The organism is Pseudomonas sp. FA-1 (assembly GCF_056856075.1).
In genome coordinates this window covers 229,734-249,069 of sequence record NZ_JBWXTH010000008.1, presented here as the reverse complement: position 1 = coordinate 249,069, position 19,336 = coordinate 229,734, and the positions used below count along the sequence as shown (strand labels likewise).

Below are 19,336 nucleotides of genomic sequence, written 5' to 3'. Positions count from 1 at the left end.
CTCGCCAGCACCGAACCTGTAGGAGCGGGCTTGTCCCGCGATTGCGATGTTGGCTTCACTGCCGCAATCGAGGGGCAAGCCCGCTCCCACAAGTTCGGTGTCGATACCCACGATCAGGCCGGCTGCTGGGTCCGCAGCTTCTCGCTACGCCCGCGCAACCATTCCAGGGTCAGCAGCAGGATCACCGAAAACGCGATCAGCAAGGTCGCCGCCGCGGCGATGGTCGGGCTCAGGTTCTCGCGAATGCCGCTGAACATCTGCCGTGGCAGGGTCGCCTGCTCGGGGCCGGCGAGGAACAGCGTCACCACCACTTCGTCGAACGAAGTGGCGAAGGCGAACAGCGCCCCCGAGATCACCCCCGGGGCGATCAGCGGCAAGGTCACCCGACGGAAGGTCAGCAGCGGCGAAGCGCCCAGGCTGGCTGCCGCCCGCACCAGGTTGTAATTGAAGCCCTGCAAGGTCGCCGACACGGTGATGATGACGAACGGCACGCCCAGCACCGCATGCACCAGGATCAACGAAATGAAGCTGTTGCCCATGCCCAGCGGGGCAAAGAACAGGTAGCTGGCCACGCCGATGATCACCACCGGCACCACCATGGGCGAAATCACCAGGGCCATCACCAGCGACTTGCCGGGGAAGTCACCTCGGGTCAAGCCGATGGCGGCCAGGGTACCGAAGACCATGGCCAACAAGGTGGCTGCCGGCGCGACGATGATGCTGTTCTTCAACGCCCGCATCCATTCGGCCGAGGCGAAGAAGTCCTGGTACCACTGCAGCGAAAAGCCCTGCAGCGGGTACACCAGGAAGCTGCCGCTGTTGAAGGACAGCGGCACGATCACCAGCACCGGGAGTACCAGGAACAACAGGATCAGGCCACAGAGGATGCGCAGGCTGTAGAACCAGACCCGCTCCACGGGCGACATGTAAGGGCTCAGCATGACAAGGGCTCCTCAGCTCAGGCGCAGGCGGCTGGCACCGACCAGCCAGCTATAGATCAGGTACAGCAGCACGGTCGCCAGCAGCAACAGCCCACCCAGCGCGGTGGCCATGCCCCAGTTGATGCTGGTGTTGGTATAGAAGGCGACGAAGTAGCTGACCATCTGGTCGTTCGGGCTGCCCAGCAATGCCGGGGTGATGTAGTAGCCGATGGCCAGGATGAACACCAGCAGGCAGCCGGCACCGACACCGGCGTAGGTCTGCGGGAAGTACACCCGCCAGAAGCTGGCGAACGGGTGGCAACCCAGGGAAATCGCTGCACGCATGTAGCTGGGCGAAATCCCCTTCATCACGCTGTACAGCGGCAGGATCATGAATGGCAGCAGGATATGGACCATCGAGATGTATACGCCGGTCCGGTTGAACACCAGCTCCAGTGGCTCGTCGATGATGCCCATGGCCATCAGTGCGCTGTTGATCAGCCCCCCCGACTGCAACAGCACGATCCACGCCGCCACGCGCACCAGGATCGATGTCCAGAACGGCAACAGCACCAGGATCATCAACAGGTTGCTCTGCCGGGTCGGCAGGTTGGCCAGCAGGTAGGCCAACGGGTAGGCCAGCACCAGGCAGATCGCTGTGATCACCACGCCCATCCACAGGGTACGGGTGAAGATGTCCAGGTAGATGGACTGGTCAGGGGTCGCCTTGGCCACCTCGCCCAGGTCATCGATGCGGTGATCCAGGGCCGCCAGCAGGTAGAAGGGCGTGACCGTGCTGGTGTTGCGGCGGATCGCCTGCCAGTAGGCCGGGTCGCCCCAGCGCTCGTCGAGCGCCTGCAAGGCGTCCTTGTAGGAAGCGGGCTCGGCCTTGAACGGCAACGCCCGGGCAGTCTTGGCCAACAGGCTGCGGTAGCCGGCCAGTTCCATGTTCAGGCGCTTGGAGAGATCGCCCAGGGTCTGTTTCTTGCGTGATTCGGCCAGGTCCTCGCTGAGCACCTTGTACACGTCCTCGCCCGGCAGGCCCTTGCCATCCCACTGGGTGATGGCCTGGACGGTGCGCGGCAGGCCGGTCACCACCTCAGGGTTGCCGACGCTCTTGTACAACAGTGCCGCGATCGGCACCAGGAACACCAGCAGCAGGAACAGCGCCAGCGGCGCGATCAACGCCTGCGCCTTCCAACGGTTGACCCGCTCGGCGTGCTTGAGGCGCTGCTTGAGGCTTTTACCTGCGCCTTCGTTCAGGGGCACTGCAATGGCCATGGCGAACTCCGAAAATCTGGGGAACGATGAGCGCCGGCGCGATGGCCGGCGCTCCGTCAGCGCGGCTTACTTCTTCGCCGCCCAGGCGTTGAAGCGTTGTTCCAACTGCTCGCTGTTGTCGGCCCAGAAGGCCACGTCGATCTGCACCTGGTTGGCGATGTTCTCAGGCGTGGTCGGCATATCCTTCTTCACCGCGTCCGACAGCAGGCTGACCGCCTTGGCGTTGGCCGGGCCGTAGGCAATGTTCTCGGAGTAGGTCTTCTGCTGTTCGGGCTGCACGCTGAAGGCGATGAATTTCTTCGCCTCTTCGACATCCTTCGCGCCTTTCGGGATGGCCCAGGCGTCGAAGTCGTAGATACCGCCGTTCCACACCACCTTGAGGTTGCTTTCCTTCTGCACCGCCGCGATCCGGCCGTTGTAGGCCGAACTCATGACCACGTCACCCGAGGCCAGGTATTGGGGCGGCTGGGCACCGGCTTCCCACCACTGGATGCTCGGTTTGATCTGGTCGAGTTTCTTGAAGGCGCGGTCCTGGCCCTCTTTGGTGGCTAGTACCTTGTACACGTCCTTCGGTGCCACACCGTCGGCCATCAGGGCGAATTCGAGGGTGTACTTGGCGCCCTTGCGCAGGCCGCGCTTGCCCGGGAACTGCTTGGTGTCCCAGAAATCGGCCCAGCTGGTCGGGGCGGTCTTGAGCTTGTCGGCGTTGTAGGCCAGCACAGTGGACCAGACGAAGAAGCCTACACCGCAGGGCTGGATGGCGCCCGGCACATAGTCGGCCTCGTTGCCGAACAGCGCCGGGTCGAGTTCTTCGAACATGCCCTCGTCGCAACCGCGGGCCAGTTCCGGCGACTCCACTTCCACCAGGTTCCAGGACACGCTGTTGGTGTCGACCATGGCCTTGACCTTGGCCATTTCTCCGTTGTACTCGCCGGCGACGATCTTGCCCTTGCCCGCCTTCTCCCATGGCTCGTAGAACGCCTTGACCTGGGCGGCCTTGTTGGCACCGCCGAAGGACACCACGGTCAGGTCCGCGGCCAGGGCTTGGCCGGCGACGAACAGGCCGAGGGCCAGGGCGGTCAGTTTCAACTGCTTGTGCATTATTGTTCTCTCCACAGTTCAGGGTTGGTGAAGCAAACCTTCAATGGGCTTCGGCAATCGGATCGAGCGCGCGGGCGTGCTCCACCTCCCAGCCAAGCGGTACCACGTCGCCCACGGCCAGGGCCGGGTCGAGTTCGGCGATCGGCTGCTTCACGAAGAAGTCGCCCTTGCCGCACACCTCCAGGCGTACCCGCACGTGGTCGCCCAGGTAGATGAACTCGGCGACCCGCCCGGAGAAGCGATTGACGCAGCGTTCGCTGTGGCCATTGAGGCGTACACGCTCGGGGCGGATCGACAAGGTCACCGGCTCACCGGCCTGGCCGACATTCACTGCCAGGGCCTCGACCCGCTCCCCACGGGGCAGCTGGACCTGGCAGCGATCACCGTCGCGCATCAGCAAGGTGCCGTTCAAACGGTTGTTCTCGCCGATGAAGTTGGCGACGAAGGTGTTGCGTGGTTCTTCGTAGAGGGTGCGCGGGTCGGCGATCTGCTGGATCTCGCCCTGATGGAACACCGCCACCCGGTCGGACATGGTCAGCGCCTCGCCCTGGTCGTGGGTCACGTACACCACGGTCACGCCCAGGCGCTGGTGGATGTGCTTGATCTCCATCTGCATGTGTTCGCGCAGTTGCTTGTCGAGGGCGCCGAGCGGCTCGTCCATCAACACCAGCTGGGGTTCGAACACCAGGGCGCGGGCCAGGGCCACACGCTGCTGCTGGCCACCGGAAAGCTGGCCTGGGTAGCGCTTGGCGAAGGCATCGAGCTGGACCATGGCCAACACCCGCTTGACCCGCTCGCTGATGTCGGTCTTGCTGAGGTTGCGCACGCTCAGGGGGAAAGCCAGGTTCTCCGCCACGGTCATGTGTGGGAATAGCGCGTAGTTCTGGAACACCATGCCGATGTCGCGCTTGTGCGGCGGCACGTTGTTGATCGAACGCCCGGCCAGCTGGATCTCACCGGCGGTGGGGGTCTCGAAACCGGCGAGCATCATCAGGCTGGTGGTCTTGCCCGAGCCGGACGGGCCGAGCAAGGTGAGGAACTCGCCCTTGCGGATGTCCAGGTTGAGGTCCTTGACGATCAGCGATTCGCCATCGTAGCTCTTCTGTACACCGCGGAAGCTGACCAGTGTCTCGCCAGCGTTCGAATTCGCCTCGCTCATGCCTGCACCTTCTTGTTGGAATGACTGCGTAGGCAAAGCGTAGAGCAGCTACAAGGCCCCCGGAAATCGGGGGTACTGAGAGAATGCCATCATCCGGATGGAAGATTTGCTGTAGGGAACGCCCTACACGCGTGACGCATTCGGATAAAGACACGTAGGCCCCGAACGGCCCGCGCTCATAGAACAACTCATAACTGTTGGATTTTGCGGACTCTTTGTAGGAGCGGGCTTGCCCCGCGATCAAGGGCGAAGCCCTTGCCAGGCGATGGTGATATCGGGCCAGGCCCAATCGCGGGACAAGCCCGCTCCCACATGGGGCTGGTCTCTGCGCAGGGCAGGGTGATCTCCCACAGGAAACCGCGCGTCTGGGCACGGATGTCGTAATCACACCAACTTATGCTCCATCGCGTACTTCACCAACTCCGCCAGCGAATTGACCTTGAGCTTCTGCATCAGCCGCGCCTTGTGGGTACTGATGGTCTTGCTCGACAGCGCCAACTGCTGGGCGATGTCATTGACGTTGGCGCCCTGGGCCAAGCGCTCGAACACCGAGAACTCGCGCTCCGACAACAAGGTGTGCAGCGGCCGGGTCTCGGTCAGGCCGACCTCGAAGACCATGCGATCGGCCAGGGCCGGGTCGATATAGCGCCCACCGCTGGCCACCCGGCGGATGGCGGTCAGCAACAGGGCCGGGTCGCTGTCCTTGGTGGCGTAGCCCGCGGCACCGGCCTTGAGGGCCCGGGCGGCCATCTGCGCCTCATCGTGCATCGACAGCATCAGGATTGCCGGCGGGTTGTGCAGGGCGCGGATCCGCGGGATCGCCTCCAGGCCGTTCACCCCTGGCATGGAGATGTCCAGCAACACCACCTCACACGGCGCCTGGCGCAAGGCCTCGAGCAGCTGTTCGCCGTTGCCGGCCTCACCCACTACCTGCATGTCCTTGGCCAGGCCGATCAACTGCTTGATGCCCTCGCGGACAATGGTGTGGTCTTCGGCCACTAACACACGTATCACGATCGCTCTCCCCTACCCCAACGCAATGGTCACACTCAGGCTACAACCTTCACCCGGCTCGCTGTCCAGCTCCATGCTGCCACCGAGCATCAGCACACGCTCACGCACCCCCACCAGACCGAACGAGGTCGGCCTAGCCTGGTTGCGCGCAAATCCCACACCATCGTCGATGACGGTCATGCGCAGGTGGTCCGCCTCGCAGGCCAGCTCGATCTGCACGGTATGCGCCTGGGCGTGGCGCATCACGTTGGTCAACGCCTCCTGAAGAATGCGGAACAACCCGGTGGCCTTGGCGTCGCTCAACGCCGGCAGGTGATCCGGCACCTGCACCAGGCAAGGAATCTGGGTACGCGCCTCGAAGCGTCGCGCTTGCCATTCGATGGCCGAAGCGATGCCCGCGTCAAGGATCGGTGGGCGCAAGGCGGTGGCGACATCACGCACCAACTGGAACAGCTGGGCGATCAGGCGCTTCATGCTGGCCAGGCGCTCGTTCAGGCCCGGGTCCAGCTCGGCATAGGCCAGTTCGCACATCGAGACTTCGAGCTTGAGCACGGTGAGCATCTGCCCCAACTCATCGTGCACCTCCCGAGCAATGCGGGCCTTTTCCTCCTCGCGCACGCTCTCAAGGTGCGCCGAGAGTTCGCGCAACTGCTCCTGGGAACGCGCCAGTTCGAGCTCGACCCGCTTGCTCTGGGTGATGTCCCAGACAATGCCGTCCCAGACCACGCGGCCGTCGGCCAGCCGCCGCGTACTGGCCTTGATGTCGGCCCAGCGCTGCTCGCCCTGGCGCGTGAGGATCCGGCCCTGCCAGGACCAATCCTGGTCAGTGGCCAGGGCCAGGTCCTGGACCCGGTGATAGTCGGCGCGATCCTGCGGATGCACCAGGTTGCGCAAGCCCATGTCGGGCTGCTGGATCTGCGCAGGCGTGTAACCCACCAATGCCTCGCTGCCCTCACTGATGTACGGGAACTCCAGGTCACCCTCGGCCGGGTCACGCTCCAGGCGAAATACCAGCCCCGGCACGTTGCCAGCAATCCCCTTGAGCCGCGCGTCGCTCTCGCGCAAGGCCGCCAGGGCACGGCGGCGCTCGGTGACATCGGTGAGGAACACCACCAGGTATTCGGCGTCGCGAAAGCGCAGGAAGCTCAACGACAGCTCCACCGGCAGCAGGCTGCCGTCGCTGTGCAGGCACTGGGTCTCGAACTGCTCGGCACTGCCATCACCGCTGCGGACCCGCTTCCACAGCTCCAGCCAGCGGTCCATGTGCAGGTTCGGTTCGAAATCGATCAGCGGGCGGTCGAGCAATTCACCCTCGCCACGGCCGAGCATGCGTTCGGCCGCATGGTTGGCGTAGCGCACATGGCTGTCCCAGTTGACCCAGAGGATGCCGACGGTGCTCTGGTCGATCGAGAACTGGCTAAGGCGCAGCGCTTCCTCCCGGGCCTGGCGTTCGACCAGATTCTCCCGTGCGGTCAGCAGGTGACGCTCCAGCTGGTGCTGCTGCCGGCGCTGCCACAGCAGCGTGGCCAGGGCGCAGATCAGCAACAGGCCGAACAGCAGCGCAAGGTTGCGCCAGAAGCCCACGGTATCGTCCAGGCGTGGGTACTTCGGCTGCAACCAGCGCTGGTGCAGTTGCTCCAGCGCCTTGGCGGGAATGGCCTGCAGGCCTTGCTCCAGGATGTCGGCCAGCATCGGCCAGTCGCGCCGCGAGCCGATGCGCAGCAATTGCGGCAAGCCGATATCGCCAACCACGGCCAGGTCGCCGAACTCGCTCTCCCGGGACAAGCCACTGAGCCTTGCCTCGTCCAGCACCGCATAGCTGGCCTGGCCGCCCAGCACCAGTTGCAGGGCCTGACGCTCGCTGGGCACACCCTGCAGATTCAGGTTGCTGTAGTTGGCTCGCAGGTAGTCGGCCAAGGCACTGGGCATGCGCACCGCGACCCGGTCGTTGACGCCGAGCTTTTCCAGCTCGACCGCCAGCGCCCCGGTGCGCAGCCCGACCACCAACTGGGGCACGCGCATATAGGGGTCGCTGAACGACCACAGACGCAGGCTGCCCGGGGTTTGCGTAAGGCCCGGGGCGAAATCGACTTCGCCGGCGCGCAGGGCCTGCTCCAGAGCGGCCTGGTCGGGGAAGTTGCGCCAGGTAAGGTCCAGCTCCAGGGCACGCGCAAGCTGGGTCACCAGTTCCACGTTGGCGCCATAGAGCTGCTGCAGGCGCCGATCGAACTGGGCGTAGGGCGCTTGCAGCACCAGGCCGACCCGCAGGCTGCGATGGCTGTCCAGCCATTGCTGCTGGGCCGGGTCGAGCACCACCGAAGGCGCAGGCTCGGGCCGGGCCAAAGCGATCAAGGGCAGCAACATCCAGCCGATAACCAACAGGCGACGCACTCGCTTCATCTATACGCTCGTCTTGGCAAGGGCGGCCATCATGCATGGCCGTCACGGACAAATACTATTAGGCTGCCGGTATCACTCTGGCCTTGGGTAGATCCATGTTCACACTTTATCGCACGACGCTGGCAGTGTTCTGCCTGGCTTCGCTCTTGCCGCTCGGCACACAGGCCGCCGATGCGCCAGCAACCCAACCTGCCGAGGCATCGGCCACCACCCCTGCACCCCGCCCGCCCCTGGCAGAACGCAGCCAGGAAGACGCCCAGGCGCTCGAACGCACGGTGCCCAAGGCTGAACAGCAAAACTTGCAGGCCGGCGCCGACAACTTCCTGGCCCTGTGGAAACCGGCCAACGACAGCGACCCCAAGGGGGCCGTGATCATCGTTCCGGGGGCCGGCGAGAATGCCGACTGGCCCAATGCGGTCGGCCCGCTGCGCCGCAAGTTTCCCGATGTCGGCTGGCACAGCCTGAGCGTGAGTCTTCCGGACCTGGTCTCCGACAGCCCGCAGCCACGGCTCGACAATACGCCACAGGCCCAGCCTGACAAAGGCAAGGGCGAGGCGGCTCCGGCAAAGGACACCCCGGATGATGCCAACGCCAACGTCGCCCAGGCCACCGCGCCCGATGCCGACACGGCCGAAAGTACCGACGCCAAGGACGCCAGCGAACAGAACGACCAGGCCGATGCCGAACGCATCTTCGCCCGCCTCGATGCCGCCGTGGCCTATGCCCAGCAGCACGAGGCGCGCAGCATCGTGCTGATCGGCCATGGCAGCGGCGCCTATTGGGCGGCACGCTACCTGAGCGAGCGGCAACCGCCGCAAGTGCAGAAACTGGTGATGGTCGCGGCGCAAACGCCGGCAAGGGTCGAGCACGACCTCGAAAGCCTGACGCCGACGCTCAAGGTGCCCACTGCCGATATCTACTACAGCACCCTGCCGCGCGACCGACGCGCCGCCGAGCTGCGTCTGCAGGCGAGCAAGCGGCAGAAGGACGCCCCCTACCGGCAGTTGTCGCTGATCGCCACGCCGGGCAATGCAGCGGCCACACAGGAACAGCTGTTCCGACGGGTACGCGGGTGGTTGATGCCGCAGGAATAAAGTACGCCTAGAGCCCCCGCCGTTTGCGAACCATGGCGTACGCCTGGTGCAGCTCGCGCGTGCGCTCGGTCGCTTCACGCACCCGCGCCTCGCTGGCACCGCTGCCGGCCAGCTTGTCCGGGTGGTGCTTGCTGACCAAACGCCGATACGCCTGCTTCACCTGGTCGATGTCGGTGTCCGCCTCGATGCCAAGCAGGCGCAAGGCCGCCGAATACGTCATCACCCCGCGTTCCGGAAGCGTTTTTCGCGGCTCGTATTCCAGCGCCAGGCCAAGGACCTGGGTCCGGGTCAGCCCCAGCTCGCGGCCCCATTCCAACAGCAGCTCGCGCTCACGGGTACCGGCCTTGCCGTCCGCCCAGGCCATGCGGCAGCAGGCGCGCAAGGTGCCTTCTGCCGCATGGGGTTGCAGCCTGATCCGTTGCAGGTAACGTCCCAACCGATCCTTGCCCGACTTGCCGCGGTTGAACGCGGCGATCGCTCGCAGCCTCGCGGGTTCGGTCATGGCCAACCGGGTCATTTCCTGGCGGGCCTGCTGGATATGCCCCTCGACGACCCGGCCATCGCTTTTCGCCAGGCGCCCGAGCAACACGAACAACAGCTCCTCGTCCCGCAACGCCGGGCGCCCGCCCAGGCGTTCGCGCACATCGTCCCAGCTCTGCAGGCGCAGACGCCGGTCCATGGCCTGGCCAAGCAAGGCGCCAAGCAGTGCGCCGGGAATGCTGGCGATGGCGAAACCGGCGCCGGCCCCGATCACTGTGCTCGGCCACCACATCTCAGGCGCGCCCGGCGATCAGGCGCTCGACCTCGGCCAGGCGCTCGAGGGTGCCGACATCGACCCAATGGCCCGCATAGTGCTCGCCAGTGACCTGCCCCTGGCTCATGGCCTGGCGCAGCAGGGGCGCCAGCTTGAAGGCGCCGGGCTGGCAACCGTCGAACAGGGCGGGATCGAGTACCGAGATGCCGCTGAAGGTCAGGGTCCCGGGCGCATCGTCGCCGTCCACGACCTGCTCGCCGGCCAGGCGGAAATCGCCCCGCCCGTGATGGCCTGGGTTGTCCACCAGCACGAGGTGGGCAAGGCCGGCCAACGGGGCGCGCAACCGGGCGAAGTCGTAGTCGGTCCAAATATCGCCATTGACCAGCAGGAACGGTGTATCCCCCAGCAACGGCAGGGCCTTGAAGATACCGCCACCGGTTTCCAGCGGCTCGCCTTCTGGCGAATAGCGGATGCTCAGGCCAAAGCGGGCGCCATCGCCCAGATGGTCTTCGATCTGCTGGCCGAGCCAGGCATGGTTGATCACCACCTCGGTGAAGCCTGCTCGGGCCAAGGCCTGCAGGTGGTACTCGATCAACGGCTGACCAGCCACCGGTACCAACGGCTTGGGTGTGTGCAGGGTCAGGGGGCGCATGCGTTCGCCCTTGCCCGCCGCCAGGATCATCGCCTTCATGGGCGAGCTCCGGCTTGGAGTTCGGCGATCAGCTGGCCCAGCTCCGCCAACTCGGGGCGCCGGCTGATGACCTCGTCGATGTAGGCGAAGAAGCGTGGTACGTCGGACAGATAGCGGGGCTTGCCGTCACGGTGGCAGATGCGGGCGAAGATCCCGATCACCTTGAGGTGGCGCTGCACGCCCATGAGATCGCTGGCGCGGTGGAAGTCCTCGAAATCGGACTGGACAGGAATACCGGCCGTGCGCGCTTTTTGCCAATAGTCGCGCAGCCAGCCTTCGACACGCGCCTGGGGCCAACTGACGAAGGCGTCCTTGAACAGGCAGGTGATGTCGTAGGTCACCGGGCCGTACACGGCATCCTGGAAGTCCAGCACGCCAGGGTTCGGCTCGCTCTGCATCAGGTTGCGCGGCATGTAGTCGCGGTGCACCAGCACCTTGGGCTGGGCCAGGGCGCTGTCGATCAACAACTGGCTGACTCGTTGCCAGCTCGCCTGCTGCGCCTCGGTGAAGGCCAAGCCCAGCTCCCGCCCTACGTACCACTCCGGGAACAGCTCCACTTCGCGGCGCAGCAAGGCGTCGTCGTAGCTGGGCAGCGGTGCGCTCATCGGCAAGCGCTGGAACGCGAGCAAGGCTTCGATGGCATCGGCGAACAACGGATCGGCGTTGTCGGCATCGATGATTTCCAGGTAGGTCTTGTGCCCCAGGTCACCCAGCAGCAGGAAGCCACGTTCCAGGTCCTGGGCGTGGATAGTGGGGACATGCACGCCGGCGCTGGCCAGCAGATGATCGATCTCGACGAACGGGCGGCAATTCTCCTGGGGCGGCGGCGCATCCATGATCACGAAGCTGTGGCCAGCGGCCTCCCAGCGGAAGTAGCGGCGGAAGCTTGCGTCGCTGCTGGCCGCGGTCAGGCGGCCTGCGGGCACTTCGCCCCAGGCGTTGTCATGGAAAAGGTGGGCAAGCTGTTCATCGAGCCAGGCGGTCAGTTGTTGCAGGCGTACATCGTGATCGGGCATTACAAGGGTCTCCGACGGCCCTAGCCGTCAAGCGGGTCATGCTTTATTATCCAGCATCTTTTTCAGACCATCGAGAGGCGTGCGGCCCCACACGCGGGCAGATGGCACGCAGGAAGCCCGGACTAATAAGATGGCATTGAAATCCCCCGCGTTTCGTAGAAAGTTTCCGTTGCTGGTGACTGGCGGCCTGCTGGCCCTGCAACCTCTGGCCACGTCATACGTGGTGGCAGCCGAGCAGTTCGACTGCCAAGTGTCCGCCTCTGGTGGCTGGGACTGCAAGCCCAAAACCACTGCCAGCAACCTGCCACCGCGCCCGGTGCATGAAGGTGCTGCGCTGAGCTCCGGCGGTGACGCCCAGGTGGCCGAGACCGATGCCGACGGCGAACCCAAGCCGGTGCTGGTCACCGAAAGCAAGGGCCGTGGCCTGAAGTCGCGCAGCGAAGACTACAGCCACCTGGACTGGGTGCCGCGCGACAAGCTCACCGCCGCGCAGCTGGCCGAGACCGGCCCGTACTGCGGTGGCGCGTATATCGAGCCGACACGCCCGGGCATGGACGACACCACGCCCCAGGATGAGTCGCCGACCTACCTGAACGCCAAGGTTTCCCGCTACCAGCAGGAGCAGCAGATCGCCACCCTCGCCGGTGACGTGGTCATGCGCCAGGGCAGCATGCAGGTCGAGGCCGACGAGGCCAACCTGTATCAGGCCGAGAACCGCGGCGAGCTCAAGGGCAACGTCAAGCTGCGCGACAAGGGTTCGCTGGTCGTCGGCGACCAGGCCGAGATCCAGCTGGACACCGGCGAGGCCAAGGTCGACAACGCCGAATACGTGATGCACCAATCGCGCATTCGCGGCAACGCGCTGTACGCCAAGCGTGGTGAAAACGCCATCATCCGCCTCAAGGACGGTACCTACACCACCTGTGAGCCGGGCAGCAATGCGTGGCAGCTCAAGGGCAACAACATCACGCTGAACCCGGCCACCGGCTTCGGCACCGCGACCAACGTCACCCTGCGGGTCAAGGATTTCCCGGTGTTCTATACACCGTACATCTACTTCCCGATCGACGACCGTCGCCAGTCCGGCTTCCTGCCGCCGTCGTTCAGCACCAGCAGCGACACCGGCTTCATGCTGGTCACGCCGTACTACTTCAACCTGGCGCCGAACTACGACGCCACCTTGTATCCGCGCTACATGGCCAAGCGTGGCTTGTTGATGGAAGGCGAGTTCCGCTACCTGACCAAGTCCAGCGAAGGCCAGTTCGGTGCTGCGTACCTGAACGACAAGAACGACGATCGTAAAGAGCAGACCGACTACAAAGAAAAGCGCTGGATGTACAACTGGCAGCACAAGGGCGGGCTGGATTCGCGCTTGATGACTGAGGTGGACTACACCGATATCAGTGATCCGTTCTATTTCCAGGATCTGGAGACGGGGCAGATTGGGGTCGAGAGCCGCGATGTAGTGGATCAGCAGGGTGCTATTACCTATCGGGGTGACAGCTATCGGGCACGGTTGAATGCGCATGCGTATGAAATGGCGACCATTTCGCGCGTTACGCCATATGACAAGCTGCCGCAAATCACGCTCGACGGCATGCTGCCGTATCATCCAGGCGGGTTCGACTTCACTTATCAGACAGAAGCTGTTCGCTTTGATCGTGACCTGAAGGACGACTTTGTCAGAGATGAAGATGGCAACCCTGACTTCTCCGCAGGCGCTGCTGGCCGCCGCCTTGACGAGAATATTTCCGGTATTGCCCGTGCAAACGGTACCCGTCTGAATGCTGCTCCCGCTATCAGCCTGCCGATGGAGGCCAGTTATGGTTTCTTGACGCCGAAGCTGAAGTATGTCTCCACGCACTATGACCTAGACCTAGATAGCCAAGGGAAAGCGCAGGCCGCAAGCCAGGCTTCGCAGCCTGGATATGGTAGTTACAGTAGCTCCCTGAACCGAAACGTTCCGATCTTCAGCGTCGACAGTGGCCTCTACTTCGACCGCAACACCCAGTGGTTCGGCAAGAACTACCGCCAAACCCTGGAACCACGCTTGTTCTACCTCTACGTTCCGTATGAGGATCAGAAAGACATCCCTGTCTTCGACACCAGCGAGTCCTACTTCAACTTCGCCTCGCTGTTCCGTGACAACCGCTTCAGCGGCTCCGACCGCATCGGTGACGAGAACAAGCTGTCGCTGGGTGTGACTAACCGCTGGATCGAGGAGAATGGATTCGAACGTCAACGCTTCAGCATTGGCCAAGCGCTCTACTTCAAGGATCGCAAGGTGCAAATGCCTGGTATTGATTATCGCGACCGCGACGACGCGCAATCCGACGTTTCACCTTACGCGCTCGAGTACCAGTACGCCTTCAACCGCGACTGGCGCTTCAACTCCGACTACAACTGGGACCCGGACAGCCGCAGCCCACGCTCCGGCAGCGCCATGTTCCACTACCAGCCGGAAGACAATCCGAACAAGATCGTCAACCTGGGCTATCGCTACCGCAACGACCTGGTTCGCTACGACTCGCTGACCGGTCGCTGGCAGGTTGGCGGCGGCGATTACGGCAGACCTGGCGACCCGAACTACGTCAAGGACTACTACAAGATCGAGCAGCACGACTTCTCGGTCATCTGGCCGATCGTCCCTCAGTGGAGTGTTATCGCCCGCTGGCAGCACGACTACAACCGCAACCGTACCCTGGAAGCCATGGGTGGTTTCGAATATGACAACTGCTGCTGGAAGCTACGCCTGATCAACCGCTACTGGCTCGATTACGACGACTTCAGCCAAGCCGTTCCGCAAAACGAGAAAGGCGACCACGGCGTCTTCCTGCAAATCGTGCTCAAAGGCCTCGGCGGCGTTGTGGGCAACAAGGTCGAGTCGTTCCTCGACGAAGGCATTCAAGGTTACCGTACACGTGAAGACCAAGCTTATTGATCGCCTGCGCCCGCTGATGCTGGGCGCCGTATTGCTGAGCAGCGCGGTGCATGCCGCTGTTCCCCTGGACCACATCGTGGCCATCGTCGACAACGACGTGGTCATGCAGAGCCAGCTGGACCAGCGCGTGCGCGAAGTGCAGCAGACCATCGCCAAGCGCGGCGGCGGCGTGCCGCCGGCCGGCGCCCTGGAGCAGCAGGTGTTGGAACGCCTGATCGTCGAGAACCTGCAACTGCAGATCGGCGAACGCTCCGGCATTCGCATCACCGACGAGGAACTCAACCAGGCCATCGGCACCATTGCCCAGCGCAACGGTATGTCCCTGGACCAGTTCCGCGCCGCCCTGGCCCATGACGGCCTGTCGTTCGACGATGCCCGCGAGCAGGTCAAGCGCGAGATGATCATCAGCCGCGTGCGCCAGCGCCGCGTGGCCGAGCGTATCCAGGTGTCCGAGCAGGAAGTGAAGAACTTCCTCAACTCCGACCTCGGCAAGATGCAGATGTCGGAAGAGTACCGCCTGGCCAACATCCTCATCCCGACCCCGGAAGGCGCCAGCTCCGACGCCATCCAGGCCGCCGCACGCCAGGTCGGCGATATCTACCAGCAGCTTCGCCAGGGCGCCGACTTCGGCCAGATGGCCATCGCCCGCTCCGGCAGCGAAAACGCTCTGGAAGGCGGCGAAATGGGGTGGCGCAAGGCCGGCCAACTGCCACCTGACTTCGCCAAGATGCTCAGCAGCATGTCGGTGGGCGACATCACCCAGCCGATCCGCATCCCCAACGGTTTCATCATCCTCAAGCTCGAGGAGAAACGCGGTGGTGGCGAGAACGTGCTGCGTGACGAAGTCCACGTACGCCACATCCTGATCAAGCCAAGCGAGATCCGCAGCGAAGCGGCGACCGAGCAACTGGCCGAGCGCCTGTACGACCGTATCCAGAATGGCGAAGACTTCGCCGAGCTGGCCAAGAGCTTCTCGGAAGACCCAGGTTCCGCGCTCAACGGCGGCGACCTCAACTGGGTCGACCCGAACAGCCTGGTGCCGGAGTTCCGCGAGCAGATGGCCAATGCCCAGCAGGGCGTGGTGACCAAGCCGTTCAAGACCCAATACGGCTGGCACGTACTGGAAGTGCTGGGCCGCCGCGCCACCGACAGCACCGAGAAGGCGCGCGAACAGCAAGCGCTGACCGTGCTGCGCAACCGCAAGTACGACGAAGAGCTGCAGACCTGGCTGCGCCAGATCCGCGACGAAGCCTACGTTGAAATCAAGCTGCCTGGCGCCGACCAGGCCGCCCAGTGAAGCCCCTGCGCTTCGCCGTCACGCCCGGCGAGCCGGCCGGCATAGGCCCTGACCTGTGCCTGCTGCTGGCCGCCGAGGCCCAGCCTTACCCCCTGATCGCCATCACCAGCCGTGACCTGCTCGCCGAGCGGGCCACGCAGCTGGGGCTGGCTGTCAGCCTGCTGCCGGTCAGCGCCGATGCCTGGCCCGACCAGCCGGCCCCCGCCGGCAGCTTGTACGTGTGGGATACGCCACTGGCGGCGCCGGTGGTACCCGGGCAATTGGACAAGGCCAACGCCGCCTTTGTTCTGGAAACCCTGACCCGCGCCGGCCAAGGCTGCCTGGACGGGCATTTCGCCGGCATGATCACCGCCCCGGTGCACAAGGGCGTGATCAACGAAAGCGGCATCGCCTTCTCCGGCCATACCGAATTCCTGGCCGACCTGACCCATACCACCCAGGTGGTGATGATGCTGGCCACCCATGGCCTGCGCGTGGCCTTGGTGACCACTCACCTGCCCCTGCGGGACATCGCCGACGCCATTACCGCCGAGCGCCTGGAGCGGGTCACGCGCATCCTGCACGCCGACCTGCAGAGCAAGTTCGGCATCGCCCAGCCCCGCATCCTGGTCTGCGGCCTCAACCCGCATGCCGGCGAAGGCGGCCACCTGGGCCGCGAAGAAATCGACATCATCGAGCCAGCACTGCAACGCCTGCGTGCCCAAGGCATGGACCTGCGTGGCCCACTGCCGGCCGATACCCTGTTTACCCCCAAGTATCTGGAGCACTGCGACGCAGTGCTGGCGATGTACCACGACCAGGGCCTGCCCGTACTCAAGTACAAAGGCTTCGGCGCCGCTGTCAACGTGACCCTAGGCCTGCCGATCATCCGCACGTCGGTCGACCACGGCACCGCCCTGGACCTGGCCGGCACCGGCAAGGTCGACACCGGCAGCCTGCGCGTGGCCCTGCAAACCGCCTACCAGATGGCCGAGAACCGACCATGAACGAGCAATACCAACACCGGGCGCGCAAGCGCTTCGGCCAGAACTTCCTGCACGACGCCGGCATCATCGACCGCATCCTACGGGCGATCAATGCCAAACCGGGCGAGCACCTGCTGGAAATCGGCCCGGGCCAGGGCGCCCTCACCGAGGGTCTGCTGGGCAGCGGCGCACAGCTGGACGTCGTCGAGCTGGACAAGGACCTGGTGCCGATCCTCCAGCACAAGTTCGCCGGCCGCGACAACTTCCGCCTGCACCAGGGCGACGCCCTGAAGTTCGATTTCAACCAACTGGGCGTCCCGGCGCGCAGCCTCAAGGTGGTGGGCAACCTGCCCTACAACATCTCCACCCCGCTGATCTTCCACCTGCTGAACCACGCCGACCTGATCCGCGACATGCACTTCATGCTGCAGAAGGAAGTGGTCGAGCGCCTGGCCGCAGGCCCGGGCGGTGGCGATTGGGGCCGCCTGTCGATCATGGTGCAGTACCACTGCCGGGTCGAGCACCTGTTCAACGTAGGCCCAGGCGCCTTCAACCCACCGCCCAAGGTGGACTCGGCCATCGTACGCCTGGTGCCCCACGAGACCCTGCCGCACCCGGCCAAGGACCCACGCCTACTCGAGCGCATCGTTCGGGAAGCCTTCAACCAGCGCCGCAAGACCCTGCGCAACACCCTCAAGGGCCTGCTCGACAACCAGGCCATCGAAGCCGCCGGCGTCGACGGCAGCCTGCGCCCCGAACAGCTCGACCTGGCCGCCTTCGTGCGCCTGGCCGACCAGTTGGCCGAGCAACAAGCCTGATATTGGCTACCCCCCATCGCCGGCAAGCCGGCTCCCACAGTATCGCGGTGTCTCTGAAAACAGCGCAGGACAGGTAGGAGTCGGCTTGCCGGCGATAGGGCCCGCGTGGGTTACATAGCGCCCCACACTGGCCCTCCCCCCCACCTATGGCCTAGACTGCAACCATTGCAGTATTTGCGTCCGCTCCTCCAAGGCCTTTGCATGTCCGACCCCCGCTATCAGATCGACGTCAGCGTCGTGACCCGCTACCTGAAAGAACAATCCGACCCCGACAACAGCCGCTTCGCCTTCGCCTACACCATCACGGTGCAGAACAATGGCACGCTGAAAGCCCGGCTGGTCTCGCGCCACTGGCTGATCACCAACGGTGACGGTGAAGTGGAAGAGGTGCGCGGTGCCGGCGTTGTCGGCCAGCAGCCGCTCATCGAGCCAGGCGACAGCCATACCTACAGCAGCGGCGCGGTGCTCACCACTCGCGTCGGCACCATGCAGGGCAGCTACCAGATGTTGGCCGGAGACGGTCAGCATTTCGACGCCACCATCGCGCCATTCCGCCTGGCCGTGCCCGGGGCGCTGCACTGATGGCGGTGTACGCCGTCGGCGATCTGCAGGGCTGCCTGCAGCCGCTCAAGTGCCTGCTCGATCGCGTGCACTTCGACCCGGCAGTGGATCGCCTGTGGCTGGTGGGCGACCTGGTCAATCGTGGCCCGGAGTCGCTGGAAACCCTGCGCTTCCTTTATTCCATGCGCAACTCGCTGGTATGCGTGCTGGGCAACCATGACCTGCACCTGCTGGCAGCCTGGCACAACGTCGAGCGCCTGAAGAAGGGCGACACCCTGCGCGAGATCATCGAAGCGCCAGATGCCGACCAGCTCTTCGATTGGCTGCGCCAGCAGAAGCTGCTGCACTACGACGAAGCACGCGGCGTGGCGCTGGTGCATGCCGGCATCCCTCCGCAATGGACGCTGGGCAAGGCGCTGGAGCTGGCCGCCGAAGTGGAGGAAGTGCTGCGCGACGACACCCGCCTGAAGCTCTACCTGGACGGCATGTACGGCAACGAGCCAAAAAAGTGGAGCAAGAACCTGGCCGGTATCGAACGCCTGCGGGTCATCACCAACTACTTCACCCGCATGCGCTTCTGCACCGCCGAGGGCAAGCTCGAGTTCAAGAGCAAGGAAGGCCTGGACAGCGCACCCAAGGGCTACAAGCCCTGGTTCGCCCACAAGGACCGCCGTTCGCGCCACGTGAAGATCATCTTCGGCCATTGGGCCGCCCTCGAGGGGCGCATCGATGTGCCCGATGTGATCGGCCTGGACACCGGCTGTGTCTGGGGTGGCGCCATGACCCTGTACAACGTCGACAGCGGCGAGTTCCACCGCTGCGATTGCGCCGACGACGGCACCCTGCGCCAACCGGCATAACCGACTAGACTCAACGATCAGCCCCGAAGGAAACCACCCCCATGAGCGAATTCAAGCGCATCCCTCCCGAGCAGGCCCAGGCCCTGCGTGAGCAAGGTGCGGTGGTCGTCGACATTCGTGACCCTCAAGCGTTTGCCGCAGGCCATATCAGCGGCGCCACTCATCTTGATAACCATTCGGTGGCCGAGTTCATTCGCAATGCCGACCTCGACGCACCGACCCTGGTGGTCTGCTACCACGGCAACTCCAGCCAGAGCGCTGCGGCCTATCTGGTGGGCCAGGGCTTTTCCGAGGTGTACAGCCTCGATGGCGGCTTCGAGCTGTGGCGCAGCACCTACCCGGCCGAAACCGCCCAAGGCGGCGCCGAATAAAAATTTTCATTTTCCCGCAGCCCGCGCCACGAGCGGGCTCGGGCCTTACCTGACGAACGGTCGTGAGTATCTTCTCGACCCCGCGCCCTTGAC

The 19,336-nt window shown here is 64.4% G+C and carries 17 protein-coding genes; 8 read left to right on the top strand and 9 right to left on the bottom strand.

From position 1 onward, the window contains the following. Positions 1–113: 113 nt before the first annotated feature. The 6 genes from AC1MHZ_RS16440 to AC1MHZ_RS16415 all read right to left on the bottom strand — a co-directional run bounded on the left by AC1MHZ_RS16440 (position 114) and on the right by AC1MHZ_RS16415 (position 7,875). Positions 114–941 carry an ABC transporter permease gene (locus AC1MHZ_RS16440; protein WP_324815055.1) on the bottom strand — a complete coding sequence of 276 codons (828 nt, stop codon included), beginning with the start codon at positions 939–941 and terminating at the stop codon, positions 114–116. Between the two features lie 12 nt (positions 942–953). Then, entirely contained in the window at positions 954–2,201 is a 1,248-nt protein-coding gene (locus AC1MHZ_RS16435) for an ABC transporter permease (RefSeq protein ID WP_368830272.1), read from the bottom strand. A gap of 66 nt (positions 2,202–2,267) precedes the next feature. Further along, positions 2,268–3,302: an ABC transporter substrate-binding protein gene (locus AC1MHZ_RS16430; RefSeq protein WP_482966622.1), complete on the bottom strand. Its 1,035-nt coding sequence runs from the start codon at positions 3,300–3,302 to the stop codon at positions 2,268–2,270. Positions 3,303–3,342: 40 nt separating this feature from the next. Further along, positions 3,343–4,461: an ABC transporter ATP-binding protein gene (locus AC1MHZ_RS16425; RefSeq protein WP_084856160.1), complete on the bottom strand. Its 1,119-nt coding sequence runs from the start codon at positions 4,459–4,461 to the stop codon at positions 3,343–3,345. Positions 4,462–4,845: 384 nt separating this feature from the next. Further along, positions 4,846–5,478 (bottom strand): response regulator, encoded by a 633-nt coding sequence (locus AC1MHZ_RS16420; protein WP_224459250.1) that lies wholly within the window; start codon positions 5,476–5,478, stop codon positions 4,846–4,848. Between the two features lie 9 nt (positions 5,479–5,487). Beyond that, positions 5,488–7,875 (bottom strand): PAS domain-containing sensor histidine kinase, encoded by a 2,388-nt coding sequence (locus AC1MHZ_RS16415; protein WP_482966621.1) that lies wholly within the window; start codon positions 7,873–7,875, stop codon positions 5,488–5,490. A 95-nt stretch (positions 7,876–7,970) separates the two neighbouring features. Here AC1MHZ_RS16415 and AC1MHZ_RS16410 point away from each other — a divergent pair, with 95 nt between their 5' ends. Further along, positions 7,971–8,969 carry an alpha/beta hydrolase family protein gene (locus AC1MHZ_RS16410; RefSeq protein WP_084856165.1) on the top strand — a complete coding sequence of 333 codons (999 nt, stop codon included), beginning with the start codon at positions 7,971–7,973 and terminating at the stop codon, positions 8,967–8,969. 7 nt (positions 8,970–8,976) lie between these two features. On the opposite strand, the gene AC1MHZ_RS16405 is transcribed toward AC1MHZ_RS16410, so the two are convergent. Genes AC1MHZ_RS16405 through AC1MHZ_RS16395 form a run of 3 tightly spaced genes read right to left on the bottom strand, consistent with a single transcriptional unit; the run spans position 8,977 to position 11,430 of the window. After that, complete coding sequence (locus tag AC1MHZ_RS16405) at positions 8,977–9,741, bottom strand: DnaJ domain-containing protein (RefSeq protein ID WP_084856167.1); 765 nt, start codon at positions 9,739–9,741, stop codon at positions 8,977–8,979. Between the two features lies 1 nt (position 9,742). Then, entirely contained in the window at positions 9,743–10,414 is a 672-nt protein-coding gene (gene murU / locus AC1MHZ_RS16400) for an N-acetylmuramate alpha-1-phosphate uridylyltransferase MurU (protein WP_324818356.1), read from the bottom strand. Continuing rightward, complete coding sequence (locus AC1MHZ_RS16395) at positions 10,411–11,430, bottom strand: aminoglycoside phosphotransferase family protein (protein WP_482966620.1); 1,020 nt, start codon at positions 11,428–11,430, stop codon at positions 10,411–10,413. Before AC1MHZ_RS16395 ends, murU begins: the two co-directional genes overlap by 4 nt. Positions 11,431–11,560: 130 nt before the next feature. Here AC1MHZ_RS16395 and AC1MHZ_RS16390 point away from each other — a divergent pair, with 130 nt between their 5' ends. The 7 genes from AC1MHZ_RS16390 to glpE all read left to right on the top strand — a co-directional run bounded on the left by AC1MHZ_RS16390 (position 11,561) and on the right by glpE (position 19,243). Continuing rightward, on the top strand, positions 11,561–14,371 hold the full coding sequence (locus tag AC1MHZ_RS16390) for an LPS-assembly protein LptD (protein WP_482966619.1): 2,811 nt from the start codon (positions 11,561–11,563) through the stop codon (positions 14,369–14,371). Beyond that, on the top strand, positions 14,352–15,668 hold the full coding sequence (locus AC1MHZ_RS16385) for a peptidylprolyl isomerase (RefSeq protein WP_480461941.1): 1,317 nt from the start codon (positions 14,352–14,354) through the stop codon (positions 15,666–15,668). The genes AC1MHZ_RS16390 and AC1MHZ_RS16385 overlap by 20 nt, the downstream gene beginning before the upstream one ends. Next, entirely contained in the window at positions 15,665–16,654 is a 990-nt protein-coding gene (gene pdxA, locus AC1MHZ_RS16380; protein WP_482966618.1) for a 4-hydroxythreonine-4-phosphate dehydrogenase PdxA, read from the top strand. Before AC1MHZ_RS16385 ends, pdxA begins: the two co-directional genes overlap by 4 nt. Beyond that, the gene (gene rsmA, locus AC1MHZ_RS16375) at positions 16,651–17,451 is read left to right on the top strand and encodes a 16S rRNA (adenine(1518)-N(6)/adenine(1519)-N(6))-dimethyltransferase RsmA (protein ID WP_084856177.1); all 801 of its coding nucleotides are present in this window, start codon (positions 16,651–16,653) and stop codon (positions 17,449–17,451) included. The genes pdxA and rsmA overlap by 4 nt, the downstream gene beginning before the upstream one ends. 201 nt (positions 17,452–17,652) lie before the next feature. Next, the gene (gene apaG, locus AC1MHZ_RS16370) at positions 17,653–18,033 is read left to right on the top strand and encodes a Co2+/Mg2+ efflux protein ApaG (RefSeq protein WP_084856180.1); all 381 of its coding nucleotides are present in this window, start codon (positions 17,653–17,655) and stop codon (positions 18,031–18,033) included. Continuing rightward, positions 18,033–18,872 (top strand): symmetrical bis(5'-nucleosyl)-tetraphosphatase, encoded by an 840-nt coding sequence (locus tag AC1MHZ_RS16365; protein WP_084856182.1) that lies wholly within the window; start codon positions 18,033–18,035, stop codon positions 18,870–18,872. Before apaG ends, AC1MHZ_RS16365 begins: the two co-directional genes overlap by 1 nt. Positions 18,873–18,913: 41 nt before the next feature. Continuing rightward, the gene (glpE, locus tag AC1MHZ_RS16360) at positions 18,914–19,243 is read left to right on the top strand and encodes a thiosulfate sulfurtransferase GlpE (protein ID WP_084856184.1); all 330 of its coding nucleotides are present in this window, start codon (positions 18,914–18,916) and stop codon (positions 19,241–19,243) included. The last annotated feature ends 93 nt before the right edge of the window (positions 19,244–19,336 follow it).